Annotated in this window: 25 protein-coding genes; 13 read left to right on the top strand and 12 right to left on the bottom strand. The window is 62.2% G+C overall.

Annotated features, from left to right (window positions below):
- Positions 1-123: 123 nt before the first annotated feature.
- A complete protein-coding gene (locus tag AB9O74_RS02585; RefSeq protein WP_369348295.1) occupies positions 124-3108 on the top strand; it encodes a TrlF family AAA-like ATPase in 2985 nt (994 codons plus the stop codon).
- Positions 3109-3317: 209 nt separating this feature from the next.
- On the opposite strand, the gene AB9O74_RS02580 is transcribed toward AB9O74_RS02585, so the two are convergent.
- From AB9O74_RS02580 to AB9O74_RS02560, 5 genes are read right to left on the bottom strand one after another with little or no spacing between them, the layout of a single operon-like run.
- Entirely contained in the window at positions 3318-3788 is a 471-nt protein-coding gene (locus AB9O74_RS02580; RefSeq protein ID WP_192083505.1) for a nuclear transport factor 2 family protein, read from the bottom strand.
- Between the two features lie 12 nt (positions 3789-3800).
- On the bottom strand, positions 3801-4808 hold the full coding sequence (locus tag AB9O74_RS02575) for a trans-acting enoyl reductase family protein (protein ID WP_369348294.1): 1008 nt from the start codon (positions 4806-4808) through the stop codon (positions 3801-3803).
- Positions 4809-4826: 18 nt separating this feature from the next.
- The gene (locus AB9O74_RS02570) at positions 4827-5180 is read right to left on the bottom strand and encodes a nuclear transport factor 2 family protein (RefSeq protein WP_369348293.1); all 354 of its coding nucleotides are present in this window, start codon (positions 5178-5180) and stop codon (positions 4827-4829) included.
- Positions 5173-5577: a VOC family protein gene (locus AB9O74_RS02565; protein WP_369348292.1), complete on the bottom strand. Its 405-nt coding sequence runs from the start codon at positions 5575-5577 to the stop codon at positions 5173-5175. The genes AB9O74_RS02570 and AB9O74_RS02565 overlap by 8 nt, the downstream gene beginning before the upstream one ends.
- A 19-nt stretch (positions 5578-5596) precedes the next feature.
- On the bottom strand, positions 5597-6340 hold the full coding sequence (locus tag AB9O74_RS02560) for an SDR family NAD(P)-dependent oxidoreductase (protein ID WP_369348291.1): 744 nt from the start codon (positions 6338-6340) through the stop codon (positions 5597-5599).
- A gap of 138 nt (positions 6341-6478) precedes the next feature.
- Here AB9O74_RS02560 and AB9O74_RS02555 point away from each other — a divergent pair, with 138 nt between their 5' ends.
- Positions 6479-7375 (top strand): AraC family transcriptional regulator, encoded by an 897-nt coding sequence (locus AB9O74_RS02555; protein WP_038687790.1) that lies wholly within the window; start codon positions 6479-6481, stop codon positions 7373-7375.
- Between the two features lie 612 nt (positions 7376-7987).
- Here AB9O74_RS02555 and AB9O74_RS02550 read toward each other — a convergent pair.
- Positions 7988-8332, bottom strand: a complete 345-nt coding sequence (locus AB9O74_RS02550) for a hypothetical protein (protein WP_282261680.1) — start codon at positions 8330-8332, stop codon at positions 7988-7990.
- 259 nt (positions 8333-8591) lie between these two features.
- On the opposite strand from AB9O74_RS02550, the gene AB9O74_RS02545 reads away from it, so the two are divergent.
- Positions 8592-9092 (top strand): hypothetical protein, encoded by a 501-nt coding sequence (locus AB9O74_RS02545; RefSeq protein ID WP_369348290.1) that lies wholly within the window; start codon positions 8592-8594, stop codon positions 9090-9092.
- 71 nt (positions 9093-9163) lie between these two features.
- Here the strand turns inward: AB9O74_RS02545 and AB9O74_RS02540 are convergent, their stop codons facing one another.
- Together AB9O74_RS02540 and AB9O74_RS02535 are read right to left on the bottom strand one after the other, a co-directional pair.
- The gene (locus AB9O74_RS02540) at positions 9164-9673 is read right to left on the bottom strand and encodes a ferritin-like domain-containing protein (RefSeq protein ID WP_313218354.1); all 510 of its coding nucleotides are present in this window, start codon (positions 9671-9673) and stop codon (positions 9164-9166) included.
- A gap of 101 nt (positions 9674-9774) precedes the next feature.
- Entirely contained in the window at positions 9775-10137 is a 363-nt protein-coding gene (locus AB9O74_RS02535; RefSeq protein WP_369348550.1) for a response regulator, read from the bottom strand.
- A gap of 175 nt (positions 10138-10312) precedes the next feature.
- Here AB9O74_RS02535 and AB9O74_RS02530 point away from each other — a divergent pair, with 175 nt between their 5' ends.
- From AB9O74_RS02530 to AB9O74_RS02520, 3 genes are all read left to right on the top strand, one after another.
- Complete coding sequence (locus AB9O74_RS02530) at positions 10313-11455, top strand: nitrogen regulation protein NR(II) (protein ID WP_369348289.1); 1143 nt, start codon at positions 10313-10315, stop codon at positions 11453-11455.
- A gap of 1 nt (position 11456) precedes the next feature.
- The gene (locus AB9O74_RS02525; protein WP_282261692.1) at positions 11457-11813 is read left to right on the top strand and encodes a response regulator; all 357 of its coding nucleotides are present in this window, start codon (positions 11457-11459) and stop codon (positions 11811-11813) included.
- A gap of 115 nt (positions 11814-11928) precedes the next feature.
- Entirely contained in the window at positions 11929-12297 is a 369-nt protein-coding gene (locus tag AB9O74_RS02520) for a response regulator (RefSeq protein ID WP_369348288.1), read from the top strand.
- Positions 12298-12553: 256 nt separating this feature from the next.
- Here the strand turns inward: AB9O74_RS02520 and AB9O74_RS02515 are convergent, their stop codons facing one another.
- The gene (locus tag AB9O74_RS02515) at positions 12554-13255 is read right to left on the bottom strand and encodes a glycosyltransferase family 2 protein (RefSeq protein WP_282261697.1); all 702 of its coding nucleotides are present in this window, start codon (positions 13253-13255) and stop codon (positions 12554-12556) included.
- 180 nt (positions 13256-13435) lie between these two features.
- Here AB9O74_RS02515 and AB9O74_RS02510 point away from each other — a divergent pair, with 180 nt between their 5' ends.
- From AB9O74_RS02510 to AB9O74_RS02485, 6 genes are all read left to right on the top strand, one after another.
- Positions 13436-13600 (top strand): hypothetical protein, encoded by a 165-nt coding sequence (locus AB9O74_RS02510; protein ID WP_282261698.1) that lies wholly within the window; start codon positions 13436-13438, stop codon positions 13598-13600.
- Between the two features lie 40 nt (positions 13601-13640).
- Positions 13641-14126 carry a DUF4126 domain-containing protein gene (locus AB9O74_RS02505; RefSeq protein ID WP_369348287.1) on the top strand — a complete coding sequence of 162 codons (486 nt, stop codon included), beginning with the start codon at positions 13641-13643 and terminating at the stop codon, positions 14124-14126.
- The gene (locus AB9O74_RS02500) at positions 14123-14509 is read left to right on the top strand and encodes a sensory rhodopsin transducer (protein ID WP_313218350.1); all 387 of its coding nucleotides are present in this window, start codon (positions 14123-14125) and stop codon (positions 14507-14509) included. The genes AB9O74_RS02505 and AB9O74_RS02500 overlap by 4 nt, the downstream gene beginning before the upstream one ends.
- Before the next feature lie 108 nt (positions 14510-14617).
- Positions 14618-15484: an SDR family oxidoreductase gene (locus AB9O74_RS02495; protein WP_369348286.1), complete on the top strand. Its 867-nt coding sequence runs from the start codon at positions 14618-14620 to the stop codon at positions 15482-15484.
- Positions 15485-15517: 33 nt separating this feature from the next.
- Positions 15518-16417, top strand: coding sequence for an SDR family oxidoreductase (locus AB9O74_RS02490; RefSeq protein WP_369348285.1), 900 nt, complete (start codon positions 15518-15520; stop codon positions 16415-16417).
- Positions 16414-18237 carry a glycoside hydrolase family 15 protein gene (locus tag AB9O74_RS02485; RefSeq protein WP_369348284.1) on the top strand — a complete coding sequence of 608 codons (1824 nt, stop codon included), beginning with the start codon at positions 16414-16416 and terminating at the stop codon, positions 18235-18237. Before AB9O74_RS02490 ends, AB9O74_RS02485 begins: the two co-directional genes overlap by 4 nt.
- 540 nt (positions 18238-18777) lie before the next feature.
- On the opposite strand, the gene AB9O74_RS02480 is transcribed toward AB9O74_RS02485, so the two are convergent.
- Genes AB9O74_RS02480 through AB9O74_RS02470 form a run of 3 tightly spaced genes read right to left on the bottom strand, consistent with a single transcriptional unit; the run spans position 18778 to position 22403 of the window.
- On the bottom strand, positions 18778-19575 hold the full coding sequence (locus AB9O74_RS02480) for an OBAP family protein (protein WP_369348283.1): 798 nt from the start codon (positions 19573-19575) through the stop codon (positions 18778-18780).
- A 41-nt stretch (positions 19576-19616) separates the two neighbouring features.
- Positions 19617-22214 (bottom strand): DNA ligase D, encoded by a 2598-nt coding sequence (gene ligD, locus AB9O74_RS02475; protein ID WP_369348282.1) that lies wholly within the window; start codon positions 22212-22214, stop codon positions 19617-19619.
- A gap of 12 nt (positions 22215-22226) precedes the next feature.
- Positions 22227-22403, bottom strand: a complete 177-nt coding sequence (locus AB9O74_RS02470) for a DUF3606 domain-containing protein (RefSeq protein WP_346464944.1) — start codon at positions 22401-22403, stop codon at positions 22227-22229.
- 1162 nt (positions 22404-23565) lie between these two features.
- On the opposite strand from AB9O74_RS02470, the gene AB9O74_RS02465 reads away from it, so the two are divergent.
- The gene (locus AB9O74_RS02465) at positions 23566-23988 is read left to right on the top strand and encodes a low affinity iron permease family protein (protein WP_369348281.1); all 423 of its coding nucleotides are present in this window, start codon (positions 23566-23568) and stop codon (positions 23986-23988) included.
- The last annotated feature ends 7 nt before the right edge of the window (positions 23989-23995 follow it).

Here is a 23995-nt window from a genome sequence, read left to right as displayed (position 1 = left end):
AAGAGCGGACGCTTGAATTGGCGTTCTGGGTGGCCATCCATGCTCACGAGAAAGGCCCCAACAATCGGTCGGCTTCAACCTGCACAATGGTAAGCCAAATCTGACCACAACCCTCTGACGCACGTGAAGACTCAATTCGATATACAAAGCAAACGAGGCTCCATCTGGCATCGCTGGGACCCTCACATCCACACACCTGGCACGGCTCTGAACGACCAGTACGGAGGGGCAGATCCTTGGGCCGCATTCTTGGACGCTATCGAAGCCTCGAACCCGCCAATTCGCGCGATAGGTGTCACTGACTATTTCGGTATCGAACGCTATGAGAAGGTCGTCGACGAAAAACGTCTTGGACGTTTACCTAGCGTAGGCCTGATATTCCCCAACGTCGAACTGCGGCTTGGCATCGAAACTGCGAAGGCATCGGCGGTCAACATCCACCTGCTCTTTTCTCCGCATGATGCCGACCACGTCGATCGGATCAAGCGCTTTCTGCTGGAGTTCGAATTTTCCTATCTGGGCGAGCCCTACCGCTGCCAACGCAGCGACCTCATCCGCTTGGGTCGCGCCCACAAACCAGGCTTGACAGACGACGAGGCAGCCCGGTCCGAAGGTGCCAACCAGTTCAAAGTGAACTTCGACCAGCTCAAGCAGGCTTGGTCAAAAAACGAGTGGATCAAGAAGAATGCCCTGATCGCTGTCGCAGGCGGAGAGAAGGACGGAACCTCGGGTCTGCGCGACGCAACCGCTTCTTTCGCGGCGCAGCGCAAGAACCTCGAGGGTCTTGCGCACATCATCTTCAGCTCCAATCCCAAGCAGATCCGCTTCTGGCTGGGCAAGGAGTCGGCTACCGTCGCGGAGCTTGAGAGCCAGTACAACGGATGCAAGCCTTGCCTGCATGGGTCGGATGCGCATTCCATCGCCAAGGCCGGACAGCCTGACGGTGACCGCCGCTGCTGGATCAAGGGCGATCTGATGTTCGATTCGCTACGCCAGGCATGCATCGAACCCGAAGAGCGTGTTTCCATCGGCGCCGAGCCACCGCGCGGCGCGTTAGGCAGCCACACCATCAACTCGCTGTCGGTGACGAACGCGCCCTGGATCGCGAATGGTTCCGTTGAGCTGAACGCGGGACTGGTTGCCGTGATCGGCGCACGGGGTTCGGGGAAAACCGCCTTGGCCGATCTGATTGCGGCAGGAGGCCTTGCGCTCTCCCCTCATTTGAACGAGCGGTCCTTCATCCTTCGCGCGAAACAGCACCTCGCTGACAGCAAAGCCGAATTGCAATGGGCATCTGGCGAAACGACTGGTAATGAACTCTCCCAGACCGACATGGAGGACTTCCTAGCCAACCCTTACGTCCAGTACCTGTCGCAGCAGTTCGTTGACCAGCTCTGCTCGGCGGAAGGCTTGAACGATGCTTTGGTCACCGAAGTCGAACGTGTGATTTTCAATGCCCATCCTCTCAACGAACGTCAGGGAGCCGACTCTTTCAAGGAGTTGCTGGGCCTTCGGCTGGAAACTTCGCGCCAGAAGCGTGAACGCCAGCAACTCGCCCTGACCAAGGCTTCCGCAGATCTCACCGACGAACGTGTCAAGAAGGACGGCCTGAAGGCGCTTGAGAAGGACCGGGACGAGAAGAAACGTGCGATCGAAAGGGACAAGGCCGACCGCAACTCACTGGTTGCCAAGGGCAACGAAGACCGCGCAAGGCGCCATGAGCAGGTTTCGCTCGCGGTCGATGCGAAGCGACAATTGGTAGACCAAGCCAAGGGTCGACACCTAGCCCTGCTTCACTTGCAAGACGACGTGCGCGACTTCCGCACCCGACAGGCGCCATCTCTACTCGCCGACATGAAGCAAGAACGTGAGCATGCCGGCCTCAGTGCCAATGACTGGGAAGCCTTCAGGCTCGACTATGCCGGCCCGGTTGACACGTTGTTGACCGAGCGCATCAAACAGGCAAGCCTGTCTGTTGCTGCGCTGCAAGGCCCCGCGGAAACCGATCCGGTGGCTCAGGCCAATCCCGATCCGGCCGTCGCGCTGATCCCCGTGGACGTTAACCTCGCTGATCAATCGCTCTCACTCCTTGAGCGGGAGCTCGCTCGCCTGCGCACCCTGGTCGGTGTCGACGCGCAAAACGCCAAACGCTTCACCACCCTTTCGGACAAGATCACCAAGGCCGAGTCCGCGCTGACCAAGCTTGTCCAGCAGATCGAGCGCATTCAAGGGGCAGACGAGCGCATCCGCGCCCTGGTCGATGCGCGCCGCGGAGCCTATACCGCCGTCTTCGAAGCCATCGTTGAGGAGGAGCAGGAACTTGCCGTTCTCTACGCGCCCATCAAGGCGCGCATCGATAAGGCGGCGGGCTCTCTGTCAAAATTATCGTTCTCGGTGCGTCGCAATGTAGACGTGGCACGATGGGCCGCCAAGGGTGAGGATCTACTGGATTTGCGGACCAACGGCCCGTTTAAGGGGCGCGGTGAGTTGCTGCGGTCGGCGCGCGCCGCGCTAATGGCGGCGTGGACGACCGGTGACGCTTCGCAGGCTGCCGCGGCCTTGCTCGATTTCGTTAAGGCCAATGAGTTGGCGCTCCGGTCCCACAAGCCGGAGAACGCCGAGTTCCGTGTTTGGGCGCGCAACATCTCGGACTGGCTGTACGGCACCGATCACATAACTGTTGGCTACGGGTTGCAGTATGACGGCGTAGATATCGAGCAATTGTCGCCTGGTACGCGCGGCATCGTCTTGCTGCTGCTCTATTTGGCCATAGATGCGGAAGATGACCGGCCACTGATCATTGATCAGCCCGAAGAGAATCTGGACCCTCAATCCATCTACCAAGAGCTGGTGCATCGCTTCCGCGACGCAAAGAAGCGGCGCCAGATCGTGATTGTGACGCACAACGCCAACTTGGTGGTGAACACCGATGCGGACCAGGTTATTGTGGCGCAGTGCGGACCACACAGGCCCGGCCAGTTGCCGCGTATTACTTACGAGAGCGGCAGTCTTGAGAACCCGGTTATCCGTCAGCACGTGTGCGACATCCTCGAAGGCGGAGAGCGTGCCTTCAAGGAGCGCGCCAAGCGCTTGCGGGTGAACATTTGATCCGCGACCAGAATCGGAGAACCGGCGCAGAGGTGTCAGAGTGCCCTCTGCAGCGCAATGCGGCGTGTCCGCTTCGGCTCGATGGCTGCCCCCTGCCCTACCCCCGATAAATCCCTCTAATCCTAAAACTGGATAGCGGCTCCCCTGTCCTATCCGGTGGGCCAAGGTCCGCTTTCGGCCAGAAGCGGACCACTGACCACCCACTCCGCTCAGATTCCGGCGAGCACGCCCGGATCACCGGTCCTCCAGACGTTGTCCACTATCACATGCTTGATCTCCCACCCCGCGTCGCGGCGGGCCAAGAAAACGTCGTAGCGGTTCTTCATCAGATACTGGCGTGTGCCGTCGACCCTTGATACGTGCTGCGCTTCGACCAACACATCCACCCGGGCCGTATCACCGTCCACCGCCACCCTCGGGTTGCTGAACGAGTGGGAGGTATCGAGCCCGTTGAGCGAAGTGGACAGCGCCTCGACGATGGTTTCCCGCCCCTGCAGCACCGGGTACTCGAAGCCCGCCTTTGCGCCGGCGGGGCGGAAGTCGGAGATGGCGTCCTCTGTAAAGGCCGACGAGAGCAGCTTGCGGTCGCGCAGATCGATACCTGCGGCGAAGCGGTACAGCGTGTCGACCACGGCATGTGTGTCGCGAAGAGTATCGGAAGCGTTGAGGGGCAATGACATGGGGTGGATTCCTTAGCGAGGCGTGGGGGTGGTTGGGTCAATGAAGCTGATACGGGTGTCGGCGATGGTCTCGGCGAAGCCGCTGCCGAATACACCTACAGGCGTCTGGAAGCCTGGGCGTGCCTCCCCTGCCAGCACACGGCGTGCAGCCACGACCGCGGCCAAGGGCGTGAAGCTGTAGCCGTTCACGGTATCCAGCACCGCGCGGGTGATGGCGCCGTCGGCGCCGACCACCTCTACTGTTGCCTGGTACCGGTTGTCGGCGCGCTCCTGCGCGGTGGGCCCATCCGGCAGCCCATCAATTCCGCCCTCGGGGAACGCGCTGCCTGAGACATGCACGTAGGTTTCGATATCGCCCACCCCGGTCTGCCTGGCGATGGTGATCAGGTCGGGCAGCGTCACCGGGAAGCAGCTCAACGGGCCGGTGCCGAAATCGAGGTCGCGCAGCGCGTCCGTCGCACGCGGCGTGAGCACATCATCCTTTCGCATCAGGCACGTGGCCGTTACGTGCTGGCTGGCACTGAGCGCCGATCCGCGCGACATCGAACCCGCTACATGCAGGGCGATACGGATGGACACCGGGGACGGCACACGCTCAACCGCACGCGCGGCCAGGCTGCCAAGCATCGCCACGCTGCCCCCGCTACCCGGCATCAGCATCACCCCTGCCTTGGCGGCGCTCAGGTCATGGCGCTCGGCCAGCTGGTAGCTGTCCAGCTCGGCGGCGATATCCAGGTAGTGGACGCCGCCACGCAGGCAAGCCTCCATCAGTGCTCCTGCGGTATGCGCGAACGGCCCAGCGCAGTTGAGCAGCACCGCGACGTCCTGCAGCCCGTAGTCCACATCGCCAGCGTTATCCAGCGCGAACACGCGGTACTCCACGCCAAGGCGTGTGGCCAGCGCCTGCAGCGGAGCTTCGTCGCGCCCTGCCAATACCAGCTTCAGCCCAGCTTCCTTCGCGTGCGCGGCAGCCATGCGCCCGGTGTAGCCGGATGCACCGTAGATCATCAGTGTTTTCATGGTGTGTTCCTCGCCACTCTATTCGAGTGCGGCGTCAATGCGGGAGATACGGCCTGCGGAATCCAAGGCCACTAGAAGCAATCCGATCTCGTGACCGAAATCGCCAGTGAAATCGACCCGGGCTCTTGCACGTACATCGCCAAGACCTTCCAGCGACAGCAGCCGGGTAACCGTGTGGTAACCCAGGAAGTACTTTTCCAGATAGTCGCGCACACCGGCGTGCTCGTTGAAGGTGCATCCGGTGGACGGGTCATCGATCACTGCCGTCGTGCTGAACAAGGTCAAGGCCCGTTCGATATCGAAGGCGTTCGTGGCGTTGATGAAGTCAACGACCGTGGCCTGCACGGGGTCCGATGCGGCGGCGTCATTCATGGCCGTGCTGCCAGCTTTTGTAGACGAACTCCAGGCTGTAGCCATCCGGGTCGCGCACCTGCGCGGCGTAGTAGCGCGGGTCGTAGTGCAGCTGCGGACCAGGCGGATGGATCTCTTTGGCGCCAGCGGCCATCGCGGCGGCATGCGCTGCATCGACCATCGCGCTGGAATCTGCCACGAAGCCAACGTGTGCCGCCTGCGCCGCCGCCACGCCCTGCCGCAGCCAGAAGAAGACCCGGCCGCCCGCGCCGAAGCCTTTCAGGTCCGGGTGGCCGGGGGGCCCCTGCCGGCCGTCGTAGTCGAGCCGGTTGACGATGCCCAGAGGGGCCAGCGCGGCCGTGTAGAACGCGACTGAGCGGGTGGTGTCGGTGACAGTGAGGAAAATGTGGTCGAGCATGTCGTACTCCCGTTGCGAACTAGATGTTGTAGCCGCCTGCCACTTCAATGGTCTGCGCATTGACCCAGGCCTGTTCATCACCGAGCAGCCCCGCAATGACGCGGCCCACGTCGTCCGGCTCACCTACCCGACCCAGTGCCGTCTGCGCGGCCAGCAGGGCTTCGAATTCATCATTGAGGCCGCCGCCCAGTTCGGTACGGATCGCCCCGGGTGCGACGGCATTGACGCGGATGCGGCGCTCGCCGAACTCCTTGGCCATGTAGCGGGTAAGCACCTCCAGCCCACCCTTGAAGGCAGCGTATGGCGCCACCCCGGCGGTGGCCACACGCGTGGTGGCACTGGTGACGTTGACGATGCTCGCGCCAGTACTCAGCAGCGGCAGCAGTGCCTGGGTAAGGAAGAACGGCCCCTTCAGGTGCACGTTGAACAGACCGTCGAACTGTTCCTCGGTCACGGTCTCGATCGGATTGAACAGCCCAAACCCGGCGTTGTTCACCAGGCCCCCCAGCGCGGAGGCGCCCCAGATTTCCTGCAAGGTGTGCTTCACCTTCGCGGCAAATGCCGCAAAGCTGCCGGTGTTGCCCACATCCAGCTGCAGGGCCACTGCCGTGCCGCCTTCTGCCTGCATGCGCTCCACTACCAGCTGGGCAGCATGGGGCTGGGCGTTGTAGGTGAGGATGACGCCCATGCCGCGCTGCGCGCAGTGCCAAGCGGCGCTGGCACCAATGCCGCGGCTGCCGCCGGTGATCAGTACGTGTTTCATGCAGGTGGTCCTGTGCAGTGGGGGGAGATGCACAGGCTAGGGTCGCCGGCTGCCGCGCGCCGACCTGATCCTCGCCAATTCCTGCCTATTCCTGCTTTCCGCCTTGCCAGCCCCCTGCGGCAGGTGTCCAATGTTGTCATGGACAACGCACTGGAAGAACTGCGCCGCCTCGCGGCGCATGCCGAAAATCGCCGTACCGATACGGGCATTCCCCGCGTTGCCATGGTGCAAGGCGAGATCCCGGAGCATGCCCTGGCGGCCGTATACGAGCCGATGATCAACCTGATCCTGCAGGGAAGCAAATCCATGACGGTGGGTGAGAAGACCCTCGAATACGACCCGGCCACGTACTTCATCATGTCCGTGGACCTGCCGGCGGTGGGTGCGGTGCACCCGGCCAGCACCGGCGAGCCGTACCTGGCGGTGAGCCTCACGCTGGACCTCGGCATCATCGCAGCGCTGCTGTGCGACACCACCGATGCCGCCACCGGGCGCGGCGAGCCCTCCACCCAGACCGAGGCCTTCAACGTCGCTGCCGTCACCCCGGAGCTGATGGATGCGTGGGTGCGCATGCTGCGCCTGATGGAACGCCCCGGCGAGATACCCGCGCTGGCGCCGGCGTACGAGCGCGAGATCCTGTACCGCGTGCTGCAGGGGCCACATGGGTGCATGCTGCGGCAGTTGGCCACACCGGATTCGGCGCTGGCGCGTATCAGCAGCGCGATCCAGCGCATCCGTAGCGACTACGCCAAACCGCTTCGAATCGCCGCCTTGGCCGAACAGGTGGCAATGAGCGAGTCGGCCTTCCACCGGCACTTCAAGTCCGCCACCGCACTGAGTCCGCTTCAATATCAGAAACAGCTGCGCCTGCTGCAGGCCCGCCAAATTCTGTCGACGCGGGGAACAAGCGTTACAGCAGCCGCTCTTGATGTCGGCTATGAAAGTCCCACCCAGTTCACCCGCGAATACGCGCGTGCCTTCGGTTTGCCACCCTCGCAGGATGCGGCGCGCATGATCGCAAGCCGACGTGGGTAAGTGGCACATCAGTGCTCGAAGAGTGAGTACCCCTGCGTTCAATCCTTCCAGAGATGGAATCGATGACCTCGTACCGCGCCAGGTATCCGCTTGCGGCTAGAAGCGGTCATCCGCCCTACCCCCGATAAACATCCCTAACCGATCCCGTTGAGCGAGAAAGCTAAGACCGAGCCTGCACCCCATTTTGGCCAGCGGACGCCCCGACACTTGAGACAGGCGCGGCGAGTGACCAAGGGTGCATCCAAATAGGGGCGCCTGTTGCCTCGTCACCAAAGCGATAAAATTGGATAGCAGGTCCCTTGTGCTATCCGTGGGGCCAAGGTCCACTTCTGGCCACGAGCGGATCCCAGGTAGTCCGCCGGGAACTGGCCGCCTGTGTGGAGCGCCATCGCATTGGGTGGCATGGGTGGCATGGCTGAGGGTCATGCGCTCGCTCATCTGAACCCTCTGCACCTTCGATCTCCCCCGGGGGTACTAGAGTCTAGTTGAGTTATTCCGGCTGGATGACACCGCGCAGGGAATCGATACCGTGTCCAGTCTCTTGTCATCAGCCATGGTCATCCCGTGAGCGCCCTTGGAAGCATTTGGGCGGTCGGCGTCACTGGCGCCGTGTCACTGCATCGCTAAGTCCGCGGCCGAGGTAAACAATGACGGCCGAACGGTGTGGGGGGCATAGGCCATCTCGCCTGCGGCTGCGATGACTTCCAATACGCGGGGCGCAACAGGGCCAAAAGCCTTCCGTACTCCGATGAAGTGGACCCACGAGCCCTCCACCTCCACCTTTGCTCCGGCGAGCTCTGAGCACTGACTCACCAATTCTCGGAGGTTCTTGATCCAGGCCTCGCAGGGGAGCGCGTCCAGCTGGACCACGGTGGTGTCATCGCCCACGTACAGATCAGCCATCTCCATCCGAGTTACCCGCGGCGTTGCTGCCGTAAATTGTGGATAAGCACTCATACGTTTCTCCTGACAAGGTTGAAGACGAATATCCGCTCCCCAGACGGCACGGCGTGTCAGCGTGGCGTCAAGGGTCCGTCAAACCGAGGGAATCTCAGGCCCGTCAAGCGGAACGGGTAAGTCCCTCGTGCCGAAAACACATCGTCGTGCGAGCGGCTTTTCTAGAATTTCCGGACCAACCGATGCTTGACCTGTCAGGAGGAATCGCTATGAGCTTTAGACGCAGCCGGACCTTCAACATCGAAAGCCCGATCCCGCCATGGACGTAACGGCCTGGCATGTCCTGTATGTCCTTTGGTTGGTTGCGGGCGCCATGGATTTCTGGCTGCACAGGGCCAGCAGTATCGAATCCACCTCGGGCATTCCGGAGTCAAGGCTGCACTTGGCTCAGATTGCGATCCTCGGGCTGGCGACGGTTCTTTGGCTGGGATTCGGAGCCTCGCATGGGCTTTTCGCCATCCTCTTGGCACTGGTGTGCCTGCACGCAATAACAGGCTATTGGGACACGCGGGTGGCCTATCCCAAGCGCGCGATTCGCCCCTTGGAGCAGCACGTCCACAGCATTCTGGACTTAGCGCCGTGGGTCGCGGTAGGTGCCGTTTACTGGTCACTGCCCAGCACCCATGTCGGACCAGTCGTGGCGTTTGACCCGGCGCCAGCCGCCTTATGGGCCTTTGCGCTTGTGCCCGCGATGCTTCTGGTGGTCTTGCCGGCCCTGGGTGAACTCCGTCGATGCTTGAGCTATCGGCGGACAAGATAAACCGGGCGTCCTCGTCGCCCCGTCGGAGAGTGAAACCCTCCGACGGGGCGTCGGCAATGATGAGCGGGACTTTACTTCTTTGCCTCAACACCGGGGGCGGCATCGCGCACCAGGAACTCTTCGGTAACTTCCGGCAAATGCGTTGCAAGCCAGTCGGCCATCGCCTCTTCCTGGACCAGAATTTCCTGACACACGCGTGCGGTTTCCGGGTCACCGGCGGTCTTGGCCGCTGCGATCAAAGCGGTGTATGAGGCAATTTCAAAGTGCTCGAACACGTAGCCGGCCATCGCGCCTTTCACGATCTCGTCGGATGCGGTCATCCCACCCAGCGCCTGGCCGAATGCGGCCATTTTTCCCATCACGTCTTTGATGGTGGATGGAGAGCCGCCGAGACGCTTGATGCAGCCCTCGAGCAGCTCTCGTTGTCCGATCGTCTCTTGGATGTGCTCTTCGATCCGCGCCTTCAGCACGGGATAGTGCTCAATACGGGACGCCTGCCCCTTCAACATCGTCTCCGCCTGCTGCTCCATTGCATGGGCGTCGCGCAGCCAGTCAAGCAGGTTCTCTTTGGGTTCGGCCATGGAAATCTCCTGGTTGGACAAGGGAGAACGCACCCTATCCAGCGAGGCATCGCCGGGAGGCGATGTTTGCGTGAAGACCAGGCGAAGTTATAAAGACCCGGTCAAGCCGACAGCTTCCCTTGAAGCTCAGTGATCGCGCGATGGATGTCTTTGAGACGAAACGGCTTCTCCATCAGCGGGGCGCGCTTGAAGCGCTCAGGCAAAGTGGTTTTACCAAACCCCGTTGTAAAGACAAACGGGATTCCCCGCTCCATCAGAACGTCTGCAACAGGGAAGGACTCTTGCCCATGCAGATTGACGTCCAGCATTGCCACATCGAACGCGACACTTTTCGCGCGCTCCAGAGCGTCCGGCAGGTACTCCGCCTTCTCAACGACCGCGTAACCAAGGGTCTTGATCGACTCCTCAAGCACATACATCAAGCTCGGCTCATCCTCTACCAGGAATACACTCACTGCTCCCATTCCGTCTGCCATACGGCCACCCTCCCGCGTGTCGCGTTCTATCCATGCAGATACAGTGTGACCATGACGCAGCATCAGTGTGTAAAGGCCAAATCAAAGCGAGCACGGGAGCACGCATTTTTACGATTTCTTTACAAACCGTCCCTTAGGGTGACGCGATGCCGGGGAGATGGACGTGACACAGTTGGAACACCCCAAAGACGTGTTGAATGACGAGTCCCGACAGTTCGCCCTCTTGGTCAACTCCGTCACTGACTATGCAATTTACATGCTTGACGAGCATGGCGTAATTCGGACTTGGAACCCGGGCGGGCAGCGGATCAAGGGCTACACCGCCCAAGATGTCATTGGAACAAATTTCTCCCGGTTCTACCTCCCCGAGGATGCCGCTGCGGGCGTGCCTCAGCGCAACCTGCGGACAGCAGCCGCGGAGGGACGGTGTATCGAGGAGGGGTGGCGGGTCCGGCAAGACGGTTCACGCTTCTTGGCAAGCGTAGTGATCGATCCCATCTGGGTCGACGGCATGTTGGTGGGATACGCCAAAGTGACCAGAGACATCACTGAGCGTCATGACGCTCAAGAGCGGCTAGAAAAGGTCCAGCACAGCCTGCTGCAAGCACAGAAAATGGAAGCCATCGGCAAGCTGACCCTTGGATTGGCCCATGACTTCAATAACCTCCTGACCATCATTGTCAACTGCCTTGACCTCATCAGCTTGAGGGTTAAGGACGGCCCTGCGTCGAAGCTGATAGAGACGGCCCTACGGGCGGCGGAGCGTGGGGCGCTGCTCTCGCGACAACTACTGACGTTTGGCCGAGGCCAGAAGCTGTCTCCCGAACCCTTGAATGTCGCCGCCGCGCTGCGAGAATCCCATGAACTCTTGCAGCGTTCGGCGGGAGACGGGGTCGAGGTGACCTTCGACCTCGACCAGCATCTCCCCTTGGTATTCGTCGACAAGGCACAACTTGAGGCAGCGGTCCTAAACCTCGTGTGCAACAGCCGCGATGCGATGCCCGACGGCGGCACTATCACCATCTCAGCCAGCGCCAAGGAGACCCTCGATCCTGCCTCAGAGGGTCACGCCCCTGCGCCTCACGTCTGCGTGACCGTTGCGGATGATGGTGAGGGCATTCCAATCGCCCAGCAGGCACGCGTGTTCGAACCATTTTTCACTACAAAGCCCGTGGGACGGGGCAGCGGTCTAGGGCTTAGCCAGGTGTTTGGTTTCACGAAACAATCAGGCGGCTTTCCCCAACTGAGCAGCGTTCCGGGAAAAGGGACCCGCATTGTGCTTTGCTTTCCTATCCACGAGCCTTGATATGCCCATTAATTTGCTGTTCGTTGAAGACGAAGCCGATTTGCGCTCGGTGGTGACCCAAGCGTTGTCCGATCAGGGTTTCGCGGTCACCCCCGCATCCGATGGAATAGAAGCGATCGCCCAGTTGAGGGGTGAAACGCAATACGCCGTGGTGGTTACGGATGTCAGCATGCCGGGTGGTGTTTCAGGCCTTGAGGTGGCGGCTGCGGTCGCCGAAACGCAGCCCGGCGCCCGTGTGTTGGTGGTGTCCGGGCTCCAGCGCTCCCAGCTCCCCCCCATTCCTGCGTCCGTGCGTTTTCTGCCGAAGCCTTACCGCTTCAAACAGCTCATCACTGCGATCCACGAACAATTGAATTGAGCCACGAATCCATCGCCTATCGGCGCGTGCATGTCAACGCAGAGCCAAAAGCCCTTGGCTCGACGTTGACACGTCGAAGAGGACGATTCGATTCTCTCCGCAACTTCATTAGTTCATGACCCGTCCGGCTGAATCTGAATCAGGCAGTGTCATTTTGGTAGTCGAGGACGAGATCGAGCTCTCCTGGCTTTTTGTCGAGGCTTTAGGCGATGCGGGATTTCGGGTCGTGCCTGCGTATTCTGTTGCCGATGCGCTAAGCTCCCTTGCCAGCCACACCGTTGATGCGGCCATTTTGGACGTTGAGCTGCGAGACGGGCCGGTGTTCCCTGTTGCAGATCAAATGGCGGCTCGTGGAATCCCGTTCTTATTCGCTTCCGCTGTCTACTTTCAAGCAGTTCCGAAGCGGCATCAGGGCGCGCCATTTGTCACCAAACCGTTCAGTGTCAAAGAGCTTCTGCACCTGGTGAGTAGGCTCAGGCCCTAGTGCAGCTATGGGATTCAGGGCGCACATGAGCATCCCTGCTCCCACGTGCAACTTGGGGCTATTCGTAGATGCTCCAACTTTGCCCTCGTCCCGCTTTTCCACCTTGTGGACGAATGCCCCTCGCCCAAGATGGTCACGCGAGACCATGCACCCCCGGACTGCCGGGAGCTTGGAAAGCACCGGACATTGTCCCCGCATACGGAGACCGGGCAGCGGAGCCATCCACCTGGGGTCTGGACTTCCTCTGGCCTCAGCGTCATCGCACCAGTTCCCGCGATGGTAACAACGCCCCACCCGCTTCGAGCACTTCGCGTTCCAAGGCACGCAGGAAGCCACTGAACCCGTGAGGTGCCCTGGCTGACCGGCGGGCACTCGTGGTGACGACTGGTCGAGCTCGCCAAGCGATGCTGGCCCCCGAGCGCTGAAGCGCCTGAGCCAGCGCCACATCCTCCCCCGTGAACAGCGGTGAGAAGCCGCCCACCTCCCGATAGGCCGCAGCACTGACACCCATGTTGGCACCGTGGATATGGCGATGGCCTTCGCGCGCATGCTCGCGCCTAGCGAATGCTTGGCGCACGGCAGCCGGGTAATCAAGCCAGTCACGCACCTCCACTACGCCGCAAAACGCATCGGCCCCACAGCTTGCTTGTTTCCAGAGCCAGTCAAACGGGACGTGCGTATCGGCGTCAGTGCTGGCTATCCAGCGCGCACCCAAGCCAAGGGCATGGCTGGCAGCCGCCGCACGTGCCACGCCCACGCACCGTGCCTCAATCGAGATGGCCACGGCACCGTGGTGCAAACATACGTCTGGCGTTTTATCGGTGCAGGCATCGAGCGCCACGACTGCCACTACGGGCTCGCCTCGAAGTCCAGGATGCCTGGCGGCCACGGTGATTGATTCCAGGCAGCGGCCAATGTCTGCTGCCTCATTGTGGGCCGGAACTATCACTGCGATCACCGCAGGCCCTCCCTAGTCGGTCCATGCATCGTAAGGTCCTCCGTCCGTTGCGACGAACAGATACCCGCGTCAACGTAGCCAGACGGTGACCGCGGCGTCGTGAAAATGTGGAGTCCGCCCAAACGCCGTTCTCATGGCGGCGGGAGCAGCATAGAGGTTGACACCAACACGGAGCGACCCATGAGCAAACTGCCCCTTAATCCCGGCGCCGACGTGGATGACCAGGATAAAGCGCACACCCCGGACAAGCTCCGGAACGATGACGCCACGTGGAAAGACAAGGACATGCCTGAGGCGGAGCACACCGCCAAACCGGAAGATTACGAGCGTCCGGCAAAGCCCTGAGGGCCGGCTCCGGCGATTCCACCCTATTCAGGAGAGCCAGATGGCCTTGATCCATTCGATTTTGATGGGAGCCGTCGCAGGAATGCGCGCGATGACCCCCTTGGGCGCGGTGACCAACGCCGCGCGGAGCGGTAACTTGCCGGCCGATAACGGTGCCCCTCGCCTTCTGGCCAACAAGCTCGCTTCCGCAGGGATGCTCGCGTTGGCAGGCGGTGAGCTCGTTGGTGACAAGATGAAAACGGCCCCCGACCGCATCGTTCCGGCAGGCATGGTTGCGCGCGTCGCTACCGGGATGATTGCAGGCGCAGCGCTCGCTCCCCATCGGCAGCGAAAGCTGGGCGCGCTTCTGGGTGCAGGCGCCGCCGTTGGTATGGCCTACGTGACCTTCAACCTGCGCATGCGGGCGATCGCCCGCTACGGTCAAAGCAGCACCGGCGCCGTGGAAGACGCCATTGCCGTCGGCAGTGCTGCCCTCATCACACAATGGGCTGCCGGGGGCGCCAAGCCAAGGGGACGTCGTGGATGAACCTCAATGAGCGGACGTCCCTCGGTCGGCGGTGCTGGGCTATCGCCGAGGGCTACATCCCTGCGTGGAGCAACGGGCCGGAACCAGAGCTGCAAAGCCACGAGACCTGCTGCATCCTCAACACCGGTTCCACCGATGCGGCGATCACCCTGACGCTGTATTTCGAGGATCGCGACCCGCAGGGCCCTTACCGCTTCACCGTCCCCGCCCGGCGCACGTGTCACAAGCGCTTCAACGATCTCGAGGTGCCTGCCCCGGTGCCCCGTGGCGTGGGTTTTTCGTGCGTCATCGAATCCGATGTTCCGGTCGTCGTCCAGCACACCCGGCTTGATTCACGCCAAGCCGAGAACAGCATCATGACGACCATCGCCTACCCGCTCTGACCCTCCGGTCGATCCGACCCCTGCACATCGCATCGACACCACTGGGCCGCGACGTTTACCAAGGCGTCCGCACACTGACCTTTCCTCAACCCAATAGAGGCTCAGCCGATGCCCGTGCCCAACTACCCGAAGCCGCCATTCAAGGCGCAGCAGCAGTCGTTTCCCGGCAAAACCGACAAGCTCGACCCTCGGCCAGACCACGGTGAGGACAGCTACGTTGGTCACGGCATGCTGAAAGGCAAGAAAGCGCTGATTACCGGCGGCGACAGCGGTATTGGTGCGGCAGTAGCCATTGCCTACGCCCGGGAAGGCGCCGATGTGGCGATCGCGTTCCTTGAGGGCGAGGAGAAGGATGCCGCCAGCATTGGGGCCCTCGTAGAAGAGGCGGGCCAGAAGGCCGTCCTGTGCCCCTGCGACATCAGCGACGACGCCCAGGCTGAAGCGCTCATCGAGCAGGTCACTCGCGAACTTGGGGGCTTGGACATCCTGGTCAATAACGCCGCGTATCAGCGCTACTACGAATCCTTCGACGACATCACCCTGGACGACTGGCGCAAAACGTTCGATACCAATGTGCATGCCGTCTTCAACCTGACCCGTCTGTGCGTGCCGCACCTGCAGGACGGCGGCTCTGTCATCAATACCGCCTCCGTGAACTCCAAGAAGCCCACGCCCAACATCCTGCCCTACTCGGCCACCAAGGGCGCGGTGGCCAACCTCACCATCGGCCTGGCCGGTCTTCTCGCCGAGAAGGGCATCCGTGTCAACGCGGTATTGCCCGGCCCGATCTGGACGCCCTTCATTCCCGCCGGCATGGCCGCGGAGGAAGTTGAGCAGTTCGGCAGCCAGACCCCGTTCGGTCGTCCCGGCCAGCCGGCCGAACTCGCCTCGGCCTACGTGATGCTCGCTGCCGACAGTGCGAGCTATACCTCCGGCGCACTGCTTACCGTCTCCGGCGGCGCGGTCACCCTGTAAGGCCTGTTCTCCCTCCTCCCCCCAAGGATTCCAATGACTTCCCGCAACCAATACGACATACAGAACCCGCTGACCCAGTTCCCACAGCCGACCTATCCGGCCCAGGTTCAAACCCCGCCCGGCACTGTTCATGAGCTCAAGCCGGCGGCCGACCATGGCGAGAAAAGCTACGTAGGCCTGGGGCGCATGAAGGGTCGCAAGGCGCTGGTGACCGGCGCCGATTCCGGCATCGGCCGCGCAGTGGCCATTGCCTTCGCGCGCGAGGGCGCCGACGTGGCACTGAACTACCTACCCGAAGAAGAAGACGACGCTGCCGAAGTGGTGGCGCTGATTGAAGCCGAAGGCCGGAAGGCGGTCGCCATCCCGGGCGACCTCCAGGACGAGCAGTTCTGCGGCGACTTGGTGGCGCAGGCGGTCAAGGCGCTGGGCGGGCTGGACGTGGTCGCCAACATCGCCGGCAAACAATTGGCCGTGGAAAAGATCGAAGACCTCACCACCGAGCAATTCGACGCCACCTTCCGCACCAACGTGCATGCGCTGTTCTGGGTGTGCAAGGCTGCCCTGCCGCATCTGCCGGCCGGCGCCACCATCATCAACACCGCGTCCATCCAAGCTTATCAGCCCTCGCCCAACCTGCTGGACTACGCTCCCACCAAGGCGGCCATCGTGAACTTCACCAAGGCCCTGGCCCATCAGGTGGCCGAGCGCGGGATCCGCGTGAACGCGGTCGCTCCGGGTCCGATCTGGACGCCCTTGCAGCCTGCAGGCGGACAGCCGCCCGAGGCTATCCCGGAGTTCGGCTCGCAGACGCCGCTGAAGCGTGCGGGCCAGCCGGTAGAAATGGTGTCGGCCTACGTGCTGCTGGCCACCCAGGAGTCGAGCTACATCACCGGTGAGGTGATCGGCGCCACCGGCGGCATGCTGCTGCCGTGATCGCTGGCTCCAGCGATGCCGATAGCGTGCCTGCCGAGCGCGACGCGGACGGGTATGCGCCCATCCACTCCTACGCCGCCATTGGCGATGGGCGCTCCAGTGCGCTCATCGCGCCGGATGGCAGCATCGACTGGTGGTGCGCCCCGTGCATGGACGCACCGCCCTTGCTCGACCGCCTGCTCGATGCCCCGGCCGGCGGTCGTTTTGTGCTCCAAGCCCGCGACGTTCAGCAGGTGCAGCGGCGCTACCGCGACAACAGCAACGTGTTGGAAACGCACGTCCGCACCGCCACCGGCCTCGCCCGGGTGACCGAGTCGCTCAACAGCGGCCCGGCCGGGCGGCTGCCTTGGTCCGAGCTGGCCCGCCGGTTGGAAGGCTTGGAGGGAGAGGTCACCTTCGATCTGCTCTACCAGCCGGGCACCCGGGCTGGGGCCTGCACGCCCTGGATGAGCGATACCCCAAACGGATGCGTCCATCACGCCGGCCCCGTGATGACGATGCTGCGCTATCCCGAAAGCGTGCAGATCGGCAATTGCGATGACCGGGAACTCCGCGGCACCGTGACCCTTCGGCCCGGCGACCGGGAGATCATCGCACTGCTCGCCTCTCAGGACGAAGTGCTCCCCGTTCCGCCCTTAGTGGATATCGATACCCGCATCGACCGCTCCGATCGGGAGTGGCGCCAGTGGGTGGACGACCTCCACTGCGGCGCCAGCCGCCGCGCTGAAGTCATCCGATCGGCGCTGGCGCTCAAATTCCTGTGGTTCGCGCCCACCGGGGCCATCGCCGCAGCGGTGAGCGCTTCGCTGCCCGAGCGCATCGGCGGCGACAAGAACTGGGACTACCGCTACGCCTGGGTTCGCGATGCCGCATACGTCATCAAGACCTTCCTGCGCGTGGGTGCCCTGCCCGACGCCAAGGCCGGCTTCAGCTGGCTGATGACCACCATCAGTCGCCACCGTCCCGGGCTTGCGCCGTGCTACACCCTCCGCGGCGAGCGGGTCGAAAAGGAACGCTGCATCGACGTGCCGGGCTACCGCAACAGCCAACCGGTGCGCGTGGGTAATGCGGCCTCTGAGCAGTTGCAGACCTGCGCCTATGGTGACGTTTTGGAAATGGCGAGCCGGATGATCGAAGCCGGCCACATCCTCGACCCCACCACCGCCCGGCTCTTGTTCGAACTGGCTGACGAATGCGCCGACAACTGGATGCGCAAGGACAGCGGCTTCTGGGAACTGGGCGACGCGCAGCACTACACGATTTCGAAGGTGGAATGCTGGATGGCGCTCCGCCGAGCCTGCGAACTCGCCGAAGCTGGCCACATCACCACTGCCCGTCTGCCGCGCTGGCGGCGCGAGAAAGAGCGCATCCTGGACTGGATCGACGAGCACTGCTGGGATGAGGCAAAGCAGAGCTACGTGATGCATGCCGGCAGCGACCGGCTGGACGCGAGCCTGATGCTGGCGTCGCGCTTCGGCTTGGGCGAAGTGCGCCGGGAGCGTTTCATCGCTACTCGGGAGGCCATGCGGCGCGAACTCTCGGATGAAACCGGTGATCTGCTGTGGCGCTACAGCGGCATGCAGGACTGCGAAGGCACGTTCATCAGTTGCGCGTTCTGGATGGTGGAAGCCTACGGCCTGCTGGGAGAGGCAGAAGAAGCGGATCGCTTGTTCGGAGCGTTGCTGGCCCGCGTCCAGAACGACGTGGGCCTTATGCCGGAGATGTGGGATCCCCAAGCCGATGAAGGGCTGGGCAATACGCCGCAGGGCCTGAGTCACTTAGCCCTGGTGCACGCCGCTTATGCGATAGATGGCGAATAAGCCGGGACGGCGGACGTCTCGAAATGCGGTCTGAGGGGTCCGAGCCCGTCATCGGCATCCCTATCCCAAGGGGCGGTGCAGCGTTGACGGAACAACGCTGCGTCCCTTCACGACAACCCCATCACGGGTTTCCGGAGATGCTCTGGTCAGCCCCCCCCTGTTCAGGAGCAACGATGCCCACCTCAGCATCTTTTGTCATTCGCTCCTTTGAAGCGAGCTATGCCTCTACTGGCGACGTAGAGCGAATCCTGGCGCTTACCGTCGAATGCAGCCATTGCAGCACGACCACCGCGTCCACCCGTGGCTCCCTGATAGAGCTTCCGGGCGGCGCGCTTTTCCGCTGCGGCCAGTGTGGCTCGCATCACGCCGTCAGCAACGCGCGGCTCTCGGCTTTTGGGGAGCCTTCCAAGCGTTCGGCGCAGCACCCTTTGGCACCAAGAATACCGCTCAGCCCAATGCTGCCGGTGTTCCATCGGGCTCTGGTCATCGAAACCAGGTAACAGCCCACGGACGTCTTGGTCTTGACCTCGACGCCCGCCCTCACATTTCTGAGCTGCCCTTGGACGTCGCGTTCTTGTCCTCGTCGGACGGCGCGTCAGGTTCTTGAGCATGCCCGCCGGTCGGGTCCTCGATCTGGATGACCTTCCCCTTCTGCCACGCATCCGCCCCTGCATCGATGGGGGGCGCGGCGATATCGGCACGACGCTTCCGCTTGTCCTCACTACTGACCCCGAGCCGGGCGTCACGGGCAGCGACCATGGCCGGGTCCGCCTGGCCATCGGCGGTGAATCCCATCATGAGCTGAGGCATGCCTCGGGGCAGGTCCTTGTCCAGGTCTGTGTGCCAGGTGTGCCAGGTCTTGCCATACGTATGGATGAGCTTCTCCATCAGCGCATGCTCGGCCACCTCGGGAATCCCTGGCGCAATGAGCTGACCCGATTTCACCTCTTGAACATGGCTGTGCCACAGCGCCTTTTCCTGCTCAGGAAGGCCAGCAAACAGCTTCTCACTGATGATGTATTCCACACCCATCAGCTTGGCGTCTTTCACATTGCCGTCGTAGATCGTGCACTGGATGACATCCTCGTTGAGGATGGAGCAGTAGTGATGGGCTTCCATCTGGACCTTCATCTGGCCGTTGTAGAAATGGAACCCGTCCAGATAGGCGTTGATGGCGTCGACCGGAGGCCGGTCCTGCAGCACCGCGGCGCCAGCGTCCAGCGCTTTGGTCTTCGCGGTTTCTTCAGCCCCCGGTGCTTGGACGCTGGACTCTGTGTTCCCGCCTCCGCACGCAGACAGGACAACCGCGACGGCGGCGCAAACGATGGATCGACGCATAGTGATTCCTCCTGAAAAGCAACGGCAGCTGGTAAGTGGGATCAGTCGTCCTGTGCCCACCGTGCCAAGTTCTGTTGGATTGATTCGATACCTTCCCAAGGATCCTTGCGCCTGCGTTTGAGCTTGGCAGGCACGTCCTTCATGGTGAAGCTATCGGCCCGGGTGAGCTTCGACAGCTCGCTCCACGCGATGGGCATTGCCACCGGCGCGCCGGGCCTGCCTCGCAAGGAATAGGACGCCGCGGCGGTAGCCCCTCGGCCGTTGCGCAGGTAGTCGACGAAGATGCGTTTGTTGCGCAGGCTTTTGGTCGACGTAGCCAAGAATCGCTGCGGCTCAGACTGTGCCAAAGCGTCTGCGAACCCATGGGCGAACCGCTTGGTCAGATCCCAATCGCATCCCGGATTCAACGGCACGACCACGTGCAAGCCCTTGCCTCCGGAAACGCGCAGGAAGGACTCCAGCTCCAACTGCTGAAGGAGCTTCCTTATGTCGGTTGCAGCTTTCTTGACCTCGGAGAACGGCACGTCTGGGCCCGGGTCAAGATCGAACACCACACGATCGGCGCGGTCGGGGGAATCGGCGTGGCTGCCCCAAGGGTGGAACTCCAAGGCGTTGAACTGCACAAGCTCCAAGAGACTCGCGGCGTCTTCAACCACCAGGTAGTAGGCATTGATCCCACTGTCTTCCTTGAGCTTCACCGAACTGACCAACTCCAGCCCCGCAGTGTGGTGTTTCTGGAAAAAGCAGGGCCGGCCGGTGCCAGCTGGGCAGCGGATGATCGACAGTGGACGCCCAACGATCTCAGGCAGCAGATGGTCCATAACCGCGCTGTAGTAGTCCCACACATCCTGCTTGGTGGCCTTGATGTCGGGGAAGATCACCTTGGACGGGCTGGAGAGCTTTGGGGGAACTCGCTCTCCGGCATCCGCCCTGCCCTTGCTGTTCGTGGGTTTGACTGCAACACCGCGCTCGGATTTGGTGACGGCTTGCTTCCCACGTCTGTTCGGCTTGGCAGATACAGCACCGCCGCCGGTATCGCTGCTCCGATCCGAGTCCTTTAGATCGGCCACGTCTTTGTCGGGCCGCACCGCTTTCAGCGACGCCTGGCGCAGCAATTGTTGCCCGCCAATCCCTCGGTAGAAGACCTCGACGACAAACCGGGGCGCAAACCAGGTGGCGGTCCGCAAGTCGGTCTCTGTCGTGGGGACATGTGCGGTGGGCTTCTTCCCGCCGGCGGTGCCGATCAGCGCCGTCAGCTCCCCGATCAGGGTGTCCGAAAACCCCGAGCCGACGCGCCCCACATAGAGCCACCCATGCTCGGGATCGGGCTTGGCCAGTAGCAACGATCCGAAACCAGTGCGGCTTCCTTTGGGTGCCGTGTAGCCGACCACGGCAAATTCGTCGCTGGCCAACTGCTTGGTCTTCTTCCAATCCTCGCCTCGGCCGCCGTGGTAGCCGCGATCGGCGCGCTTGGAGATGATGCCCTCGAAATGCTGCTCACCCGCCAAACGGTAGGCGGCCTCCCCATCGCCGGCGATGTGCGAGCTCATGGCCAAATGGGTCGGGGCTCCCTTCAGGACGTCCTCCAACAGCGCCTTTCGTTCCAGCAGCGGCGCATCCGCGATGTCCACGCCATTGATATGCAGAAGATCAAAGAGCGCATACGACAGCGCACCTTGGCGCTCGCCAGATAGGGTGGCTTGAAGCAGATTAAAGTCTTCCTTCGTCCCACGCCCTGCGATCAACTCCCCGTCCAAGGCGGCGGATTTTAAACCGAGTGCGCCGACGGCATCACGTATCTCGGGAATCTTGTTGGTCCATTCCAACGCGTTGCGCGACCACAAGCGAACCTCGCCTTGCGCCACCGTGGCGAGGATCCGGTAGCCGTCCCATTTGATCTCGTGAACCCACTGGTCGCCCTTGGGTGGCAAGTCGCCCAGCTTGGCCAACTGGGGTTCGAACGGGCCCTGAGGGGCCTCGGCCTTTTTACTACTGGTGAGCGCTAACGCCCTCTTAGCCCAATCCACGCGTCGAGCGGATTTTGCGACGGGGACCGCCTTGAGCCGCTTCTTATCAGGCTTCCCGCTGCCGGCCCGTTTGAGGTCTGCCGCAGGGGGCGCGGCAACATCGCCCAACAGGTCATCGGCTTCGACCTGGCTGGCGTAGGCATCGGCCTCCTTGAAGAGAAGCCACTGCGGTTGGCGCGCCGGCTTGCCGGACCGGACCAGGTGCCATCCGCCTTTGAGCTTGGATCCGAACAATTCGAAGCGCAGGTGCCCTTTGGCGAGTTGGGCCTCGGGATCCCCTTCGGTGGCCCAGACCCCGTGATCAAACTGGGCGACGTGGCCCCCGCCATATTCGCCCTTGGGGATCTCGCCTTCGAAGCTGGCGTAGTCGACGGGATGATCTTCCACCTCAACAGCCATCCGCTTGACCTTCGGGTCGTAGCTTGGCCCTTTGGGCACGGCCCAACTCTTCAACGCGTCACCAACCTGGAGGCGGAAGTCGTAGTGACGACGGCTGGCATGATGCAACTGAACGACAAAGATGGCCCGCTGCCCGGCGGGTAGTGCCTTGCCGGGTTCGGGCTCTTTGGTCTTGCTAAAGCTGCGCTTGCGGCGATATTCGGTGAGGGACATGCCCCGCGCCCGTCACTTGCCCAGGTGCTTACGAACCGCCGCCGAGGTGGGGCCGACAGCCTTGACCGCTTCCCTTAGCTGGGCAGCCGTTACGCCCAATGTCTTGGTCCAATACTGGACCTCGTAATCTTCATTGACGTTGATTCGGTCGCGATCAGGGGAACCGGTCTTCTTCTTGTCGTCAGTCATGGCATCTACTCCCAGGCAAGTAGAATGTTTCTAGTCCCACCACCGTAGGCCCGCCGTGAACAGGAATTGCGCGCCCCTTCACAGATGAGGCTCAGCTCCGACACATCACCTGCGCTCCTGACTTAGCGACCTCGGGACCTCGAAGCGTTTCTTGCCCTCATCGTAGGCCACAACATTGGACTCCATCGGGCTCTCTGGCTACGGCAGTCTTGGGCACTTATGATGAAAGCCATACTTAGGCCCGGGCTTCCACCGCTTGGGCCCCTAAACGCGAAATCTCTGGCATGCCAAATACCGGGCTGTTCTATCTGTTTGAAGTCAACGTGCAGCCAAGCCAACCCGGCTCCGAAGAGGATCCAAAAGTCCTCAACGTCCAAGCTAAGTGCCTTTCCTGCCACCGCGTCACCAATGCTACTGCCCCGCCGAGCCTCGTGAACATACCGGGTGGCGGGGCGGTGCTGGAGTGTCCTGCGTGCGGGAGCCGCCAGGCGATTTCGGCTGCTCGTTTCATGGAATTTTCGCAAAGATCAGCCGGCGGCCCTGCGTCCTCAGATCCACCGCAGCAGTGATCTAAGCCTCAACTGCTGCCTCGGGCTCGCGAGCCTGGACCAACGCGGATCCCTCGCGGTCCTGGGACTTCCGCCCCGCCATTGGACCGGTCACCGCCCACAGGCCGGCCGCATTGCGCAAGATGCCCCATTCGGGACCGCCGAGCAGTTCCCTCGCGCGATGGGGTCGCCGTCCTGCCCTGTGGATAGCGTCCGCGACTGCCTCGACCTCCCCGGCAAACCACCGGCACCCATTTACACAAATCTCCACCGGTTGATCGAAAGTACCTGGGTAGCTGGGTGCAAGTTCTTGCAGGTGCAGGGCAGCCTCCCGCACGGTCAACTCTCGGAACGCAGGCTGGGCAGTCCAGTCACTCAAACGCCTCAATGCGCCGGCCATCATCCTCAGATCCTCCGCTGGCATGAGCCGGCAATCCTCGTTCCAAATGCGTGAAAGCGGCGAGAGGACATTGTCAACGGCCCGCACACATCCCTCTTGCCTTAAGCGTCCCCTCGAAAGCGTTCACTTCGGGTTTTCCTACGATGCTGAAAGTCACCAATCCTCGACATTCGCGGTCGTAGGTTCTCTTCCACTCAACACGCATGAGTGGACCATGTCGAAACCGTTTTTTTGCAAAATTGCCTGCTCTGCTTCGCGCGCCTCGGGATCGTTGGGCGCCTTCGTAGCGGCCTTGGGTGTGGTTATTGTCTGGGCGAGCAGCGGACCGTTCTTCAGGTTCAACGACACGTGGCAGTTGGTCATCAATACCGGAACGACGATCGTGACCTTCTTGATGGTGTTTCTGATTCAGCACACCCAGAATGCCGACACCGCCGCCATCCACATCAAGCTGGATGAGCTGATCCGAGTGACCAGCAACGCCAACAACGAGTTGCTGAATCTGGAGGAGATGGACCAGGAGCGTCTGGAGGAAATCCGCCTTCGATATGAGCAGTTGGCCAAGACTGCGGCCCATCTCAAGGCGAAGAAAGACCTGTGCATGCCGGGCGCGGAAGAAGACGTTGCGGGCGTGTAGCAGGCCT

The sequence above is a fragment of the Stenotrophomonas sp. JAG2 genome (assembly GCF_041080745.1).
Classification (GTDB): domain Bacteria; phylum Pseudomonadota; class Gammaproteobacteria; order Xanthomonadales; family Xanthomonadaceae; genus Stenotrophomonas; species Stenotrophomonas maltophilia_AA.
This window is presented reverse-complemented; position numbering and strand designations above follow the sequence as displayed.

Bases quoted from the DNA above. Each gene is read 5' to 3' on its own strand.
- AB9O74_RS02480 (WP_369348283.1), bottom strand. From the start codon at position 19,575: ATGCGTCGATCCATCGTTTGCGCCGCCGTCGCGGTTGTCCTGTCTGCG.
- AB9O74_RS02580 (WP_192083505.1), bottom strand. From the start codon at position 3,788: ATGTCATTGCCCCTCAACGCTTCCGATACTCTTCGCGACACACATGCC.
- AB9O74_RS02495 (WP_369348286.1), top strand. From the start codon at position 14,618: ATGCCCGTGCCCAACTACCCGAAGCCGCCATTCAAGGCGCAGCAGCAG.
- AB9O74_RS02470 (WP_346464944.1), bottom strand. From the start codon at position 22,403: ATGACTGACGACAAGAAGAAGACCGGTTCCCCTGATCGCGACCGAATC.
- AB9O74_RS02555 (WP_038687790.1), top strand. From the start codon at position 6,479: ATGGACAACGCACTGGAAGAACTGCGCCGCCTCGCGGCGCATGCCGAA.
- AB9O74_RS02560 (WP_369348291.1), bottom strand. From the start codon at position 6,340: ATGAAACACGTACTGATCACCGGCGGCAGCCGCGGCATTGGTGCCAGC.
- AB9O74_RS02545 (WP_369348290.1), top strand. From the start codon at position 8,592: ATGGACGTAACGGCCTGGCATGTCCTGTATGTCCTTTGGTTGGTTGCG.
- ligD (WP_369348282.1), bottom strand. From the start codon at position 22,214: ATGTCCCTCACCGAATATCGCCGCAAGCGCAGCTTTAGCAAGACCAAA.
- AB9O74_RS02540 (WP_313218354.1), bottom strand. From the start codon at position 9,673: ATGGCCGAACCCAAAGAGAACCTGCTTGACTGGCTGCGCGACGCCCAT.
- AB9O74_RS02565 (WP_369348292.1), bottom strand. From the start codon at position 5,577: ATGCTCGACCACATTTTCCTCACTGTCACCGACACCACCCGCTCAGTC.
- AB9O74_RS02500 (WP_313218350.1), top strand. From the start codon at position 14,123: ATGAACCTCAATGAGCGGACGTCCCTCGGTCGGCGGTGCTGGGCTATC.
- AB9O74_RS02525 (WP_282261692.1), top strand. From the start codon at position 11,457: ATGCCCATTAATTTGCTGTTCGTTGAAGACGAAGCCGATTTGCGCTCG.
- AB9O74_RS02505 (WP_369348287.1), top strand. From the start codon at position 13,641: ATGGCCTTGATCCATTCGATTTTGATGGGAGCCGTCGCAGGAATGCGC.
- AB9O74_RS02510 (WP_282261698.1), top strand. From the start codon at position 13,436: ATGAGCAAACTGCCCCTTAATCCCGGCGCCGACGTGGATGACCAGGAT.
- AB9O74_RS02575 (WP_369348294.1), bottom strand. From the start codon at position 4,808: ATGAAAACACTGATGATCTACGGTGCATCCGGCTACACCGGGCGCATG.
- AB9O74_RS02535 (WP_369348550.1), bottom strand. From the start codon at position 10,137: ATGGGAGCAGTGAGTGTATTCCTGGTAGAGGATGAGCCGAGCTTGATG.
- AB9O74_RS02520 (WP_369348288.1), top strand. From the start codon at position 11,929: ATGACCCGTCCGGCTGAATCTGAATCAGGCAGTGTCATTTTGGTAGTC.
- AB9O74_RS02465 (WP_369348281.1), top strand. From the start codon at position 23,566: ATGTCGAAACCGTTTTTTTGCAAAATTGCCTGCTCTGCTTCGCGCGCC.
- AB9O74_RS02570 (WP_369348293.1), bottom strand. From the start codon at position 5,180: ATGAATGACGCCGCCGCATCGGACCCCGTGCAGGCCACGGTCGTTGAC.
- AB9O74_RS02550 (WP_282261680.1), bottom strand. From the start codon at position 8,332: ATGAGTGCTTATCCACAATTTACGGCAGCAACGCCGCGGGTAACTCGG.
- AB9O74_RS02490 (WP_369348285.1), top strand. From the start codon at position 15,518: ATGACTTCCCGCAACCAATACGACATACAGAACCCGCTGACCCAGTTC.